Raw genomic sequence first — 14,147 nt, forward strand, 5'->3', positions numbered from 1 at the left:
ATCAGGCGTCACTTCTCAATGTTCCAGAACACTCGTGCTTTGGGCTGGACCGCAATGGGCGGAGTGGGCGGTTCCCCACCCTCGAGCGAAGAACTGGAGCTACAGCCGATACAGAAAGGCACCGTGGGTCCATTGCCGTCGAGTTTGACCAGACCCGCTACCGGTGAAGGCGGCAGACCATCGCCGACCAGCTCAGCATAGCGCTCGCCATTCTTGCCTTCGGCATTCTTGAAGTTGATGTTGTAGACCCGCGCATCTCCCAGATTCGGGCTGCAGGACGCTGCATCCGTAGGTTTGGGTCTATGAGTACTGAACGTCACATTACCGAAAATGGTCAATGCGGAAGTCACCACCTGCTCAGTTGGAGACAGCGCGAGGTACCAGCCTTTCTTCAGATCGAGCGCATCTTGGGGTGGAGTGGAGGTGCTGGTAATGGCATACAACGAGGCTTTGCAAAGGATTGAAGCGCCTGCGCAGTTACCCGTTTCCGAAGCAAGCCAGGTGGATTCTGTCGGGCGATCCTTGAGCATGAAGAAATAGTTTTGTACTGCCGCGGCGTCATCGTAGAAGCTGATTGGCTTTTCCCTATCGCCTGATCCCAGCAGAAGGACGTAGGTCCCATTGTCGTTGACCACGTCTGGACCATAGATGAATTTGCGCGCATCAACTCCGGTTCCGCCCAGAGCCGCGATCTTCGTGATGGTCCAGTTACCCGGCGACGTCGTACCGATCGGTGAGTTGGCTGTACTTCCCGAAATGCGATAGACGTTACCGCTCAAGTCGGCTGCATAGGCGAACCTGGCCATGCCATTGGCATCCTTGGCGACGGTGACATCACCCACCACACCTCCATCGGTCGGGAAGGATTGCTTTATCTGGCCCGATTCAGCGTCGACAAGATAGATCACATGCCCTTTACCAGAGGACTTGCAAGTAGTCGTCGCGGGGTCGCTGTCTTCGCAGGCGTCATATCCACCGCCCATGATCAACAACGGCTTGGCGCTACCGCTACTTTGATATCCAGATGCCTTGAGAACCACAGGAGTCGCCCAGGTCTGCCCAATGCCGGAACTGTCTGACGTGCAACTGCGGTCATCGGCTGAGGTGCACCCCAGTTTCCACAGAAGCTTGGGCGTGCCTGGGGTGGACACATTGAACGCATAGACCGCGCGACCTCCCCGACGCATGGTTGCAAAAATCCACGCCTTGCTAGCGTCCTTGTAAGCGACGACCGCCCCGTCAAACCCGTAGGATTTAGGCGAACCAGTCGAACTGGTCGGAAAACTCATCTTGGGCAGGTTGTCCCTGTTGCGCAGGAACATCCCGTAGCTCTCCGGAGCTACAAACGACCAGATCTCCCCCCCTGGCGCTTTGCCAGCAATGTCCAGCCCACCGTCACGATTGCCATTCACAGCCCTGAGCATGCCGTCATTGGCGCCATAGAAGACCACGACCTGAGGAGGAGCAGTATCTGAAGCGGCATAGTTGATTGCGACAGGGCGCGAATGAACGACGTCCCCATGGGAAGACCGCCTCATTGCCACCGCTAGCTCAGCAGCCGTTTTGCCAGCAAAGGTTTCTCCCTTGGTATTCAGACCGCGCGCCCAATTGATCAAGTCCAGCCGATCGGCGTCGGTCATACTGGCATTGCCCAACGCCTCTTTTGTAATCGCGCCATTGTCAGTGTCGAACTGAGCGAGAGTTTCCACGCATGTGGTGCCGCAGGTCTTGACGTTGCGATCGGCCGGCGTAATCGCCCTGAGCTTGTAGCCCTGCCCACCCTTTTCCACCACGTTACCATCGCGGGTATTGGAGCTAGCGGGATCAGAAGGCGGGCAGTTCTGTACGTCGATATTTGTCCAGTAGCTGTCTGTCGCAGTCTTGACTGGAGTCCAATAACTACGCGCACACTCGGAGATGAAACCAGAACCACTCGCAGAAATAGCTGACGCATCATCAGCGTCAACCAACCTCAGCACTCCGCCCACATATGCCAGTTTGTATTGTTTCAGGTTACCGTACCATCTTGGAAGTGCGTCCTTGTCAGGCCGAAACATCCCAATGAAAACCTGATTCAAGTAAGTACCTTGAGTGTTCACGCTGACCGGGAGACTTACCGATGCGAATACGCTGTTGACGGACTGGATCTCGGCAAGGATAGTCCCCAGGCTGTCGGCGATCTCCACTGCGCTGTTCGCTTCGAAGTACTTACCGCCACCTACTCCCTCGGACATGCTTTTCAGGAGGGCCGTCAGCTCTGTACTTTGATGGTTCTTGAAGACATCGATTGCATAGGTAATGACGTTCTGCTTGCCCAGCGCGGAACTCACATCGGTCTGGTATAGGAAACGGGCCATTTCATCTGCGTAGCGCACATCAGCAGTTGAAGTGGCATAGATCTGGCTAGGATTCCCCCCGACATTATTCAGCAGCGTCTCACCGATATAAGTATTTCCGCTTTTTTCCGCAGGAGTCGGCCAACCATTACCGATAATAATCAGATAATTCTTTCCCGAGCAGGTAGTCGAGTCACCCGAGATTACCGGAATATAATTATTCATCGTTGCCCGATCGCTAAAAGCAGTCACATCCGTTTTAGCGTCGGGTTCCCCCGCATACCTTATCGCACCGAAATGCGTCGCATCCAGGGTCCCGCCCGCCTGATTAAGCGAGGACTTGGCAACACTCGTATAGCCGCCAAAATATTTGAAAACCTCAAACATAGCCTGATCATAACCAACCGATGCAGGCACCGTCTCTGCATTATCGTTTACATTTATTCCATTAAGAATTCTCGTTAGTTCAGCTCGATTCGCAACGGTCATCGGCTTTACTGCCGAACGTACATATCCTCCTGACTGGCTTCTGTTCCCTTGCCCCTGCGTCAGGAACATCAGCCCCAGATTGACGTTTGCATCCTTGTCCGCCGGCGCCAACGAGTTGACAACATTCCTGATGGCATCCAGTTCATAGCGCCCCTGAGTCTCCCCACTCGGCCACCCCTGGTTTTGCGCCGACCAGTTAGTCGTATTGTCTATCAATATAATGACGTTAGGATTATCCGCAGATCGAGTGGGAGTCGACCCCACGAAAAGGTCAATATCCTCAGCCAAAACGGCCATTGGCAGCGCGAACAATACTGCCATTACCCCACTCAACCATTGAGCATTCATGACTGACTCCAATCAGTGCAAAACTCACGGACAAACTGCATTTTTCTTCGCATCGGTCAGCAGCACTCGTACGCCGGATCGGACATGCACAAGAGCGCCTGTTGTCGAGTCCGAAACCGTAGCATCGAGGCTCCACACGGTATTCCAGGTGTTATTCGAAATGGCCAGGGTTTCACTACTTGGCGCGACCACTTGTGCCAGCGACTCCTGGATACAGACGGGCTTGGCTATATCGACCACGTAATCCACTTTCCCATCGTTATCAATGTCAACGTTGGAAGTTGATGCCTTTGGAACCGCGGTAAAGTCGGTACTCATCGTCAGCTCAACCGCTGTGTTGGCAGCCGCGAGGGCTTCTTCGCGGACCTGCATATTGCCAACCGATTTGAGGCTTACCGAACTCATGGTAAATGCACTGGAGACCAACATGGTCAGCAACAGCAGCATGATCAAGCCAACTACAAGAGCGGCCCCCTGCTCCCGGCCTTTGAACTGTATCTTACTCACGGAGTCTCCCTCCGCCCGGAAACATTATTCAAGCGTACCGTGGTGGAGTAGACATGACGCTTGAAACCGTCACTGAATGGCCCGACAGTGGTAGCGCCCAGTTTGTAGGTCTTACTGTCAGAGTGGCCAGACGAAGTCTCGAGAGTACGCACCAGCAAGTAGATACGGGCCGCCACCACATTGGCCAACTCGCTGACACCGCAGGCTGATGCCGTGGTGCAATGGATGAAATCCCCATCCGGAACGCCATCCCCCCGATTGGTAGGTGAGACCTTATTCATGGGATTGGCCCAGGTAACTGCCTGGGCATAATTGACTGCGGCGCCACTATCGCTAAGGTTATCCACACCCAGTTCAACGATTAGCCTTTCCACACCGTCAACAATTGGCTGCACACTCCAGCCGCTGCCTCCGCCGCCCGTGAACTCCGCGCGCATCAGCGTATTGTCATCCCGAATGAAATAGATATTCGATACGTACTTTCGCTTTTCCGCCAGCTCGGTCGACAGGCAACTTTTTTTCTGAAGAGTGAAGCCCGACTTGCTCAGCACATAGGCATAGGGAGATACACTGGAACATCTCGAAAACTGAAAATAAACCTTGTCAGCATCCTCAGCCTCACAGTTGGTGGTACCGGGTACACAATTTTCCGCATGACGAACGACCAACACATCGGTACCGTCTTTCTTGCTCTGCACCACGGCAGAGCAACCAGTTGGAACTGCATCGTATGTCTGTACCGAAATCCCCATGATCCTCGTCTTGTAAGCAGAATCCCAGGATGAATAGGCCAGGCAAGGCTCAGGCACCGCATCTGGCAAGTCGGCAGGTATCGCTGTCGCGGTCAAATCATCGAATTGCGGGACATAACCGTTCCAGAATCCGCCGTGGGAAAGGTCCCCGGCAATCATTTGGATGGCGAAACGCCCGTTCTCGATTTGCGCATTGGTTTTCTCCATTTCCGTATTGGTCCGCGCAACATCGACGAAGAGTTTGAGAATCGCTGCCATCATCAGCAAACTCACCGTAACCGCAATCATCAGCTCGATGAGGCTGAATCCTGACTGACTGCTCGGCCTTCTACCCGCTCCGATCAATATGCCCGACGTGGCTTCATTCATATTCATAGGTTCGCAATTCGCACTATAGTGGTCACAACACGACGACACATGTCGTTTGCGCAATCTGAACCGCCGTCATATTGGTTTTTCCCACAGGCAATACTTGCGGGTGGTGCGGACAGGGGCCCTAGACCTTGCCATGCCACAGTCACCAGATACTCTCCCCCGCCCAGTGCCTCAACGCACCCTCGCCCCCCAATCATTGCGCCAACTTTGCTGTTGCCTTGGCTCTCACTGGCTCCCTGCAAGGCGGTGCACCACTCAACCTTGTTGCTATTTCCAAGGGACCCGCATGTTGACGTACCGACACCTACGCTTGTCGTGCCCGTCACGAGTGCAGCAACGTTGTTACGGTTTATGGCGAGCCGGTTGGCCATGTCATCCAGCAGGAGCAGGGCCTGGGACCGCTGGTACGCCTCCATCTCGGATTGCTGCAGGCGTGCCTGCAGTGCCGCCATGCCGAGCAACCCCACCGACAGAATGAGGATGGTCACCAGCACCTCGATCAATGTCATGCCGCGCTGAAAGCGCTTGAGAGATGAAATGGTCATGGCCCTACCATTTTTCCGCTGGGGTCTTGGCCCCAGCACTATCGAGGGTCAGATTGCCGTCGCTGGCCTGCGACCCCGTAGCCGTGAAAGTGATGGTGAAGCTGGGAACGGCACCCGTTCCAAGCGTGATGGTATCGGTGTACCTGCCGACCAGATCACTCTCCAGGCTGTACCCCAGTTGCGCCTTGGTCGCATAGGTACGATTGGCCAGCAGATACTGCTGCTGGCGGTTGGCGATATCCATCATCTGCGCCTGCGCGGCGGCACGATTACCCCGCATCACATATTGCTGGTAGCTGGGGTAGGCGATTGCAGCCAGGATGCCAACGATCGCGACCGCAATCATGAGTTCTATAAGGGTGAAACCACCCTGTTTCGTTCTGCCCACGGGGTCACCTTATTGGTTGTACGACCAGAGGAATGCCGGATTTGGCTTCCTGGCCCTCGACATCAGTTGAGATCCGTTCAACTCGCACATTGTCCATCCTCCAACTGCTGCCGCAACTCCCTCACCAACAATAGCCTTGGTCGGGTCTGCCTCGTCTTGATTCTCGACAACTCGCCAGGCCCCACGCAAAAGAGCTATCCCGCAATAAGCCTTAGCACAATCGCGCATATAGGATGCGCCTTTCCTACGGGCCACAAAGTGACCTGCCGCCGATTTCCGGAGATTTCTTCGCTGCCTCAAGGATCGGGCGGCATTGAGAAAATCCTTCAATTCCAGAAGCTTATAGGTGGAATCCGACTGACGTCCTTTCATCGGCGACGGGCGGGCCAAGACCACGGACGACAGGTCGCCCACTCATTCACGCCAGGAGAGCACGGATGCCATGGCTGGAATTTCTCGCGGCTTCACGCTTATCGAGGCGCTGGTTGCGCTGACAATCATCACCCTACTCATCAGCGTAGGCGTGCCTGCGATGACGGAGCTCATACACTCCCACCAACTCAGAACGGCAAGCAACACGCTTCACGTCAGCTTCAACCAGGCGCGACAAGCCTCGGTCACCAGGAGGGTGCCCGTTCTGGTCGATAACCAGGATGAGGATTGGTCGTCAGGGTGGCGGGTCTACGCCGATCAGAACAACAACGCGCGATGGGATGAGGGCGAACCGGTGTTGGCGGAAAATGGTCCGCAGCCGCAGGGGCTGATCATAAAAGGCAACGCGCCTGTACGGCGCTATGTGCGTTACACGCCGACTGGGCGGACACACATGGCCAACGGCGCTTTCCAGGCGGGGACGCTGGTGCTCTGTCACAGCGATGGCAAGGCTGCCGTTCGCAAGCTGGTGATCAGTGCCACGGGCCGGGTGCGCAGCACCCGGGAACCACCCGGCCCTTGTTGAAGCGCTGAAAAGCCGAGTCAGTCGACGTTGACCACCCGCAATTCCTTCGGCATGGAGAAGGTCACATTCTCCGGTCGACCATCCAGTTCGACCGCGACTTCGGCGCCCCACGCCTTGAGCTGGTCGATCACGCCTTGCACCAGTACCTCAGGGGCCGAGGCGCCGGCGGTGATGCCGACGCGCTGCACCTTGTCGAACCATTCACGCTTGAGGTCTTCGGCACCGTCGATCAGGTAGGCCGGGGTGTCCAGGCGTTCGGCCAGTTCACGCAGGCGGTTGGAGTTGGAGCTGTTGGGGCTGCCGACCACCAGGACCACGTCGCTTTCGTGGGCCAGTTGCTTGACCGCGTCCTGGCGGTTCTGGGTGGCGTAGCAGATGTCGTCCTTGCGCGGACCGCCGATGCTGGGGAACTTGGCACGCAACGCGTCGATGACGCGGCTGGTGTCGTCCATGGACAGGGTGGTCTGGGTGACGAAGGACAGCGCCTCGGGATTGCGCACTTCGAGTCGGGCGACGTCCTCTTCATCTTCCACCAGGTAGATGGCGCCGCCGTTGCTGGCGTCGTACTGGCCCATGGTGCCTTCGACTTCCGGGTGCCCGGCGTGGCCGATGAGGATGCATTCGCGGCCGTCGCGGCTGTAGCGCGCGACTTCCATGTGCACCTTGGTCACCAGCGGGCAGGTGGCGTCGAATACCTTGAGGCCACGGCGTGCGGCTTCCTGGCGCACGGCCTGGGAAACGCCATGGGCGCTGAAGATGACGATGACGTTGTCCGGCACCTGGTCCAGCTCTTCGACGAACACGGCGCCGCGAGCGCGCAGGTCTTCTACCACGAACTTGTTGTGCACCACTTCATGGCGCACGTAGATCGGCGGGCCGAAGACTTCCAGGGCGCGGTTGACGATCTCGATGGCGCGATCGACGCCGGCGCAGAAGCCGCGGGGATTGGCGAGTTTGATTTGCATGGCGGTTACCTCGTCCGGCCGTGCCGGCCCCAAAGCGGGTGGATCAGGCCGGCTTGACCGACAGGATTTCCACTTCGAAGGAAAGCGGCTTGCCGGCCAGCGGGTGGTTGAAGTCGATGGTCACATGAGAGTCATCGACGAACTTGACCACCCCGGGCAGTTCGGCATTGGCCGCGTCATTGAAGATGATCAGCAGGCCTTCGGAGAGTTCCATGTCCTGGAAGTTGCCGCGAGGCATCACCTGCACGTTCTGCGGGTTGTGCTGGCCGAAGCCCTGCTCGGGCTCGATGGCGAGGGTACGCTTGTCGCCACTCTTGAGGCCGAAGAGCACGCTCTCGAAGCCCGGCAGCAGATTGCCATCGCCCACCTTGAAGGTGGCCGGATTCTTCTGGAAGGTGCTATCCACCACGTCGCCGTTGTCGAGCTTGATGGCGAAATGCAGGGTGACTTCCATGTCCGGCCCTATGCGATGTTCAGTCATGGGCAGGTTCTCCGGACTTCTTCGCTTTGAACATATCCAGCGCCAGCATTACGGCGCCGACGGTGATGGCGCTATCGGCCAGGTTGAACGCCGGGAAGTACCAGCGGTTCTGCCAATGCACCAGGATGAAATCGACCACGTGGCCGAGCACCACGCGGTCGTAGAGGTTGCCCAGGGCGCCGCCGAGGACCAGGGCCAGCGCAATGGCCAGCCAGGTTTCCTCGGGCTTGAGGCGCTTCAGCCAGACCACCAGCACGCCGCTCACCACCAGGGCGATCACGGCGAACAGCCAGCGCTGCCAGCCGGAGCTGTCGGCCAGGAAGCTGAAGGCCGCGCCGGTGTTGTAGGCCAGGGTCCAGCTGAAGTAGTCGGGAATGACCACGATCTGCTGGTAGAGGTTGAGCTCGGATTCGAAGAACCACTTGCTCGCCTGGTCCAGCACGAACACCAGGACGGTCAGCCAGAGCCAGCCGAGGCGGCCATATGCCTTAGGCATAGTGACGAACCTCGCCGGCGCCATCGATGTTGTCCACGCAACGGCCGCACAGGTCCGGGTGCTGCACGAACTGGCCGACGTCGGCGCGGTGGTGCCAGCAACGGCCGCACTTGGCATGGGCGGACTTGTGGATCTTCAGCTTGAGGCCGGCGACGTCGGTTTCCACGGCATCGGCCGGGGCGCTGGCGAGCGGCTGGACCTCGGCGACCGAGGTGATCAGCACGAAGCGCAGTTCGTTGCCCAGCTTGGCCAGGCGTGCGGCCAGGGCGTCTTCGGCGAACAGGGTCACTTCGGCCTGCAGGTTGCCGCCGATGGCCTTGCTGCTGCGCAGGTTCTCCAACTCCTTGTTGACCGAGGCCTTGACGGCCATGACCTGCTCCCAGAACTCGCGGCCCAGTTCGAAGCCTTCCGGCAGTTCGGACAGGCCCTGATACCCGGTATTGAGCATGACCGATTCATTGCGCTCGCCCGGCAGGTACTGCCAGATCTCGTCGGCGGTGAAGGCCAGGATCGGCGCGACCCAGCGCACCAGGGCCTCGGCGATGTGGAACAGCGCGGTCTGGCAGGAGCGGCGCGCCACACTGTTGGCAGCGGTGGTGTACTGGCGGTCCTTGATGATGTCCAGGTAGAAGCCGCCCAGCTCCTGCACGCAGAAGTTGTGCACGCGGGAGTAGACGTTCCAGAAGCGGTATTCGCTGTAGGCTTCTTCGAGTTCGCGCTGCAGCAGCAGGGCGCGGTCCACGGCCCAGCGGTCGAGGGCCAGCATGTCCGAGGCGGGCAGCAGGTCCTTCGCCGGGTCGAAGCCGTTCAGGTTGGCCAGCAGGAACCGCGCGGTGTTACGAATGCGGCGATAGGCATCGGCGCTGCGCTGGAGGATCTGCTGGGACACGGCCATCTCGCCGGAGTAGTCGGTAGCCGATACCCACAGGCGCAGGATATCGGCGCCCAGGCTGTCGGTGACCTGCTGCGGGGCGATCACGTTGCCCAGGGACTTGGACATCTTGCGGCCGCTCTCGTCCACGGTGAAGCCGTGGGTCAGCAGCTGGCGGTACGGCGCGTGGCCGTCGATGGCGCAGCCGGTCAGCAGGGACGAGTGGAACCAGCCGCGGTGCTGGTCGGAGCCTTCCAGGTAGAGGTCGGCGGCCGGACCGCTGGCATGGCCCAGCTCGGCATGGGAGCCGCGCAGCACGTGCCAGTGGGTGGTGCCGGAGTCGAACCAGACGTCCAGGGTGTCGCTGATCTTGTCGTACTGGCCGGCCTCGTCACCCAGCAGCTCGGCGGCGTCCAGCTTGAACCAGGCCTCGATGCCTTCCTGCTCGACGCGCTTGGCGACTTCTTCCATCAGCTCGACGGTGCGCGGATGCAGCTCGCCGCTGGCCTTGTGCAGGAAGAAGGGAATCGGTACGCCCCAGTTGCGCTGGCGGGAGATGCACCAGTCCGGACGGCCGGCGATCATGCCCTGCAGACGCGCCTGGCCCCAGGCGGGGACGAACTCGGTCTGGTCGATGGCAGTGAGAGCGCGCTCGCGCAGGGTGGCGCCCTGCTCCGGCTGCTTGTCCATGCCGACGAACCACTGGGCGGTGGCGCGGTAGATCAGCGGGGTCTTGTGGCGCCAGCAGTGCATGTAGCTGTGGCTGATGCTCTCGTGCTTGAGCAGCGCACCGACTTCTTCCAGCTTGGCGACGATGGCCGGGTTGGCCTTCCAGATGAACTGGCCGCCGAAGAAGGGCAGCGACTCGACATAGACACCGTTGCTCTGCACCGGGCTGAGGATGTCGTCGTTGCTCATGCCGTGCTGCTTGCAGGTACGGAAGTCGTCCTCGCCATAAGCCGGCGCGGAGTGGACGACGCCGGTGCCGGCGCCCAGTTCGACGTACTCGGCCAGGTAGACCGGCGACAGGCGATCGTAGAAGGGGTGACGGAAGCGGATCAGGTCCAGTGCCTCGCCCTTGGCGGTGGCGATGACCTGGCCTTCCAGGCCGTAGCGTGCAAGGCACGACTCCACCAGCTCTTCGGCCAGCAGCAGGATGCGCGCGCCGGTGTCCACCAGCGCGTAATTGAATTCGGGGTGGACGTTCAGCGCCTGGTTGGCCGGGATGGTCCAGGGGGTGGTGGTCCAGATGACGATGGCGGCGGGCTTGGCCAGGCTCGCCAGGCCGAAGGCGGCGGCCAGCTTGTCGGCGTCTTCCACGGCGAAGGCGACGTCGATGGCGTCGGACTTCTTGTCCTGGTACTCGACTTCAGCCTCGGCCAGGGCCGAGCCGCAATCGAAGCACCAGTTCACCGGCTTCAGGCCCTTGAACACGAAGCCCTGCTTGACCATCTCGGCCAGGGCGCGAATTTCGCCGGCCTCGTTGGCGAAGGCCATGGTCTTGTAGGGGTTGTCCCACTCACCCAGCACACCCAGGCGGATGAAGTCGGCCTTCTGGCCCTCGATCTGCTCGGCGGCATAGGCACGGCACAGCTCGCGGGTCTTGTCCGCCGGCAGGTTCTTGCCGTGGGTGGTCTCGACCTTGTGCTCGATGGGCAGGCCGTGGCAGTCCCAGCCCGGTACGTAGGGCGCGTCATAGCCTGCCAGGGTCTTGGAGCGGACGATGATGTCCTTGAGGATCTTGTTGACCGCGTGACCGATGTGAATGCTGCCGTTGGCATAGGGCGGGCCATCGTGCAGGACGAACTTCGGGCGCCCTTCGCCGATCTGCCGCAGCTTGCCGTACAGGTCGATGCTGTTCCAGCGCTGCAACTGCTCCGGTTCGCGCTGGGGCAGACCGGCCTTCATCGGGAATGCCGTCTCAGGCAGGTTCAGGGTCGCTTTGTAATCGGTCATTTCAGTCCAGGCTCTTCAATTTGATTGAGTACCCTGCCAATAGGCACGGGCGGCAGCGACATCCGCATCGATCGCCGACTTCAACGCCTCGAGGGAGGCAAAACGCTGCTCATCGCGCAGCTTGCGATGGAAGGTCACGCTGATCCGCTGATCGTAGAGGTCGGCGGAGTAGTCCAGCAGGTGGACTTCCAGGTGGGCACGCCCGTCACCCTTGACGCTCGGGCGCACGCCGATATTGGCCACGCCGGGGAGCTGACGGCCGTTCAGTTCCACGCTGACCAGGTACACGCCGTTGAGCGGGACCCTGCGGCGCTTGAGCTGTACGTTGGCGGTCGGGGTGCCCAGTTGCCGGCCGAGCTTCTGCCCGTGCAGAACCCGACCGGTGATGGTGAAGGGGCGACCCAGCAGGCGCTCGGCCAGCGGAAAATCGCCCTCGGCCAGGGCCTGGCGCACGCGCGTGCTGCTGACCCGCTGGCCATCCAGCTCCACGGTGGCGGCGGCTTCGACGCTGAAGCCTTCGGCCTCACCGGCCTGCTGGAGGAATTCGAAATCGCCGGCACGGTCGCAGCCGAAGCGGAAATCGTCACCGATTTCCAGGTGCCTGGCGCCCAGCCCTTCCACCAGGACCGCATGCACGAACTCGGCGGCGCTGAGCTCACGCAGACGGCGGTTGAAGGCCAGGCAGAGCACCTGGTCGACACCTTCGCGGGCCAGCAGCTCGAGCTTGTCGCGCAAGCGCGTCAGGCGCACCGGCGCAGTGTCCGGGCCGAAGTATTCGCGCGGCTGCGGCTCGAAGATCACCACGCACGTGGGCAAACCCAGCTCAGCCGCACGCTCGCGCAACCGCTTGAGAATGGCCTGGTGGCCGCGGTGCACGCCGTCGAAATTGCCGATGGTGGCGACACAGCCCCGATGTTGGGGCCGCAGGTTGTGTAGGCCTTGAACCAGCTGCATAGCACAAGTCTTGTTCACAAAGTGGTCGATTATACGCACAGCCGGCGCCGGACAACAGGCGCCGCAAGCCTGCCGGCGCGACAAGCGGTGACAGGCCGGCCCCGGACGATCAAACCGCGCGGCGGGCGAAGTCCCGCAGGCGGAAGCCCAGCACCGCCAGCATGCCGAAATAGGCGATCACGCCGGCACCCACCAGCACGCCCAGGCGCAGCAGGCGCTCAGCCATACCGCCCAGGTCCCACGCCGGCAGCAGGTGCATCACGCCCAGCAGCACGGCACTCATCACCAGCACGGCCAGCACCAGCTTGAAGAGGAACTTGCCCCACCCCGGCTGCGGCTGGAACAACTGCTGCTTGCGCAGCTGCCAGTAGAGCAGACCGGCGTTGATGCAGGCCGCCAGGCTGATGGCCAGGGCAAGGCCCGCGTGACGCAGGGGGAAGACGAAGGCGAGGTTCATCAGCTGGGTGACCACCAGGGTGAAGATGGCGATCTTCACCGGCGTGCGGATGTTCTGCCGCGCGTAGAAGCCCGGCGCCAGCACCTTGACCAGGATGATCCCGAGCAGGCCCACGGCATAGGCGATCAAGGCACGCTGGGTCATCAGGGCGTCGTTGGCGGTGAACTTGCCGTACTGGAACAGTGCCACCGTCAGCGGCTCGGCCAGCAGGGCCAGGGCCAGGGTGCAGGGCAGCACCAGCAGGAAGCACAGGCGCAGGCCCCAATCGAGGAGCTGCGAGTAGGCGTGACGGTCATCATTGGCGTAGGTCTTGGCCAGGGACGGCAGCAGGATGGTGCCCAGGGCCACGCCCAGCACGCCGGAGGGCAGCTCCATCAGGCGATCGGCGTAGTACATCCAGGACACCGAGCCTGCCGCCAGGAAGGAGGCGAAAATGGTGTTGATGATCAGCGAGATCTGCCCGACGGACACCCCGAAGATCGCCGGCCCCATCTGCTTGAGCACGCGCCAGACGCCGGTGTCGCGCAGGTTCAGGCGCGGCAGCACGAGCATGCCGATGCGCTTCAGCGAGGGCAGCTGGTAGAGCAGCTGCGCCAGGCCGCCGACCAGCACCGCCCAGCCCAGGGCCATGATCGGCGGGTCGAAGTACGGGATCAGGAACAGCGAAAACACGATCATGCTGACGTTCAGCAGGGTCGGCACGAAGGCAGGCACCGAATAGCGGTTCCAGGTATTGAGAATCGCCCCCGCCAGGGACGACAGCGAGATCAGGAAGATGTAAGGGAAGGTCACCCGCAGCAGGTCGGTAGTCAGGGCGAACTTCTCGGGGGTGTCGGCAAAGCCCGGCGCGGTCACCCAGATCACCCAGGGCGCGGCCAGGATGCCCACCAGGGTCACCAGCGCCAGCACCAGGGTCAGCAGGCCGGATATGTAGGCGATGAATGTCCGGGTCGCCTCCTCGCCCTGCTGGGTCTTGTATTCGGCCAGGATGGGGACGAAGGCCTGGGAGAACGCACCTTCGGCGAAGATGCGGCGCAGCAGGTTGGGCAGCTTGAAGGCGACGAAGAAGGCGTCGGTGGCCATGCCGGCGCCAAAGAAACGCGCGACTATGGTGTCGCGAACGAATCCCAGGACACGGGACAGCATGGTGATGGAGCTGACGGCCGCCAGCGACTTGAGCAGGTTCATTCAGGGGTCCGGACAGGGGTGGCACGGCGCACCGGTAAACTGCCGGCGGTCGGTCGAGGTTGCCGAGTGTAGAGTCCGGGC

The 14,147-nt window shown here is 60.8% G+C and carries 12 protein-coding genes; 1 reads left to right on the plus strand and 11 read right to left on the minus strand.

Translation table 11 applies throughout. The features are described from left to right. Positions 1 to 8: 8 nt before the first annotated feature. From ACFW0H_RS18200 to ACFW0H_RS18220, 5 genes are read right to left on the minus strand one after another with little or no spacing between them, the layout of a single operon-like run. Positions 9 to 3,173: a pilus assembly protein gene (locus ACFW0H_RS18200; protein WP_422915268.1), complete on the minus strand. Its 3,165-nt coding sequence runs from the start codon at positions 3,171 to 3,173 to the stop codon at positions 9 to 11. A gap of 24 nt (positions 3,174 to 3,197) precedes the next feature. Then, positions 3,198 to 3,680, minus strand: a complete 483-nt coding sequence (locus ACFW0H_RS18205; RefSeq protein ID WP_422915269.1) for a PilX N-terminal domain-containing pilus assembly protein — start codon at positions 3,678 to 3,680, stop codon at positions 3,198 to 3,200. Next, positions 3,677 to 4,807: a PilW family protein gene (locus ACFW0H_RS18210; protein WP_422915270.1), complete on the minus strand. Its 1,131-nt coding sequence runs from the start codon at positions 4,805 to 4,807 to the stop codon at positions 3,677 to 3,679. The genes ACFW0H_RS18205 and ACFW0H_RS18210 overlap by 4 nt, the downstream gene beginning before the upstream one ends. Then, complete coding sequence (gene pilV / locus ACFW0H_RS18215) at positions 4,804 to 5,352, minus strand: type IV pilus modification protein PilV (protein WP_422915271.1); 549 nt, start codon at positions 5,350 to 5,352, stop codon at positions 4,804 to 4,806. The genes ACFW0H_RS18210 and pilV overlap by 4 nt, the downstream gene beginning before the upstream one ends. Positions 5,353 to 5,356: 4 nt before the next feature. Then, the gene (locus ACFW0H_RS18220; RefSeq protein WP_422915380.1) at positions 5,357 to 5,698 is read right to left on the minus strand and encodes a type IV pilin protein; all 342 of its coding nucleotides are present in this window, start codon (positions 5,696 to 5,698) and stop codon (positions 5,357 to 5,359) included. Positions 5,699 to 6,182: 484 nt separating this feature from the next. Here ACFW0H_RS18220 and ACFW0H_RS18225 point away from each other — a divergent pair, with 484 nt between their 5' ends. Beyond that, positions 6,183 to 6,698, plus strand: a complete 516-nt coding sequence (locus ACFW0H_RS18225; protein ID WP_422915272.1) for a GspH/FimT family pseudopilin — start codon at positions 6,183 to 6,185, stop codon at positions 6,696 to 6,698. A 17-nt stretch (positions 6,699 to 6,715) separates the two neighbouring features. On the opposite strand, the gene ispH is transcribed toward ACFW0H_RS18225, so the two are convergent. From ispH to murJ, 6 genes are all read right to left on the minus strand, one after another. Next, complete coding sequence (gene ispH, locus ACFW0H_RS18230; protein WP_422915273.1) at positions 6,716 to 7,663, minus strand: 4-hydroxy-3-methylbut-2-enyl diphosphate reductase; 948 nt, start codon at positions 7,661 to 7,663, stop codon at positions 6,716 to 6,718. Positions 7,664 to 7,706: 43 nt separating this feature from the next. After that, complete coding sequence (fkpB, locus tag ACFW0H_RS18235) at positions 7,707 to 8,144, minus strand: FKBP-type peptidyl-prolyl cis-trans isomerase (RefSeq protein ID WP_422915274.1); 438 nt, start codon at positions 8,142 to 8,144, stop codon at positions 7,707 to 7,709. Next, positions 8,137 to 8,640 carry a signal peptidase II gene (gene lspA / locus ACFW0H_RS18240; protein WP_422915275.1) on the minus strand — a complete coding sequence of 168 codons (504 nt, stop codon included), beginning with the start codon at positions 8,638 to 8,640 and terminating at the stop codon, positions 8,137 to 8,139. Before lspA ends, fkpB begins: the two co-directional genes overlap by 8 nt. Next, positions 8,633 to 11,467 (minus strand): isoleucine--tRNA ligase, encoded by a 2,835-nt coding sequence (ileS, locus tag ACFW0H_RS18245; protein WP_422915276.1) that lies wholly within the window; start codon positions 11,465 to 11,467, stop codon positions 8,633 to 8,635. The genes lspA and ileS overlap by 8 nt, the downstream gene beginning before the upstream one ends. Positions 11,468 to 11,482: 15 nt before the next feature. Continuing rightward, positions 11,483 to 12,421, minus strand: coding sequence for a bifunctional riboflavin kinase/FAD synthetase (gene ribF, locus ACFW0H_RS18250; protein WP_422915277.1), 939 nt, complete (start codon positions 12,419 to 12,421; stop codon positions 11,483 to 11,485). Between the two features lie 109 nt (positions 12,422 to 12,530). Beyond that, a complete protein-coding gene (murJ, locus tag ACFW0H_RS18255) occupies positions 12,531 to 14,066 on the minus strand; it encodes a murein biosynthesis integral membrane protein MurJ (RefSeq protein WP_422915278.1) in 1,536 nt (511 codons plus the stop codon). Positions 14,067 to 14,147: the final 81 nt, after the last annotated feature.

Source organism: Metapseudomonas cellulosilytica (assembly GCF_049334135.1).
Classification (GTDB): domain Bacteria; phylum Pseudomonadota; class Gammaproteobacteria; order Pseudomonadales; family Pseudomonadaceae; genus Metapseudomonas.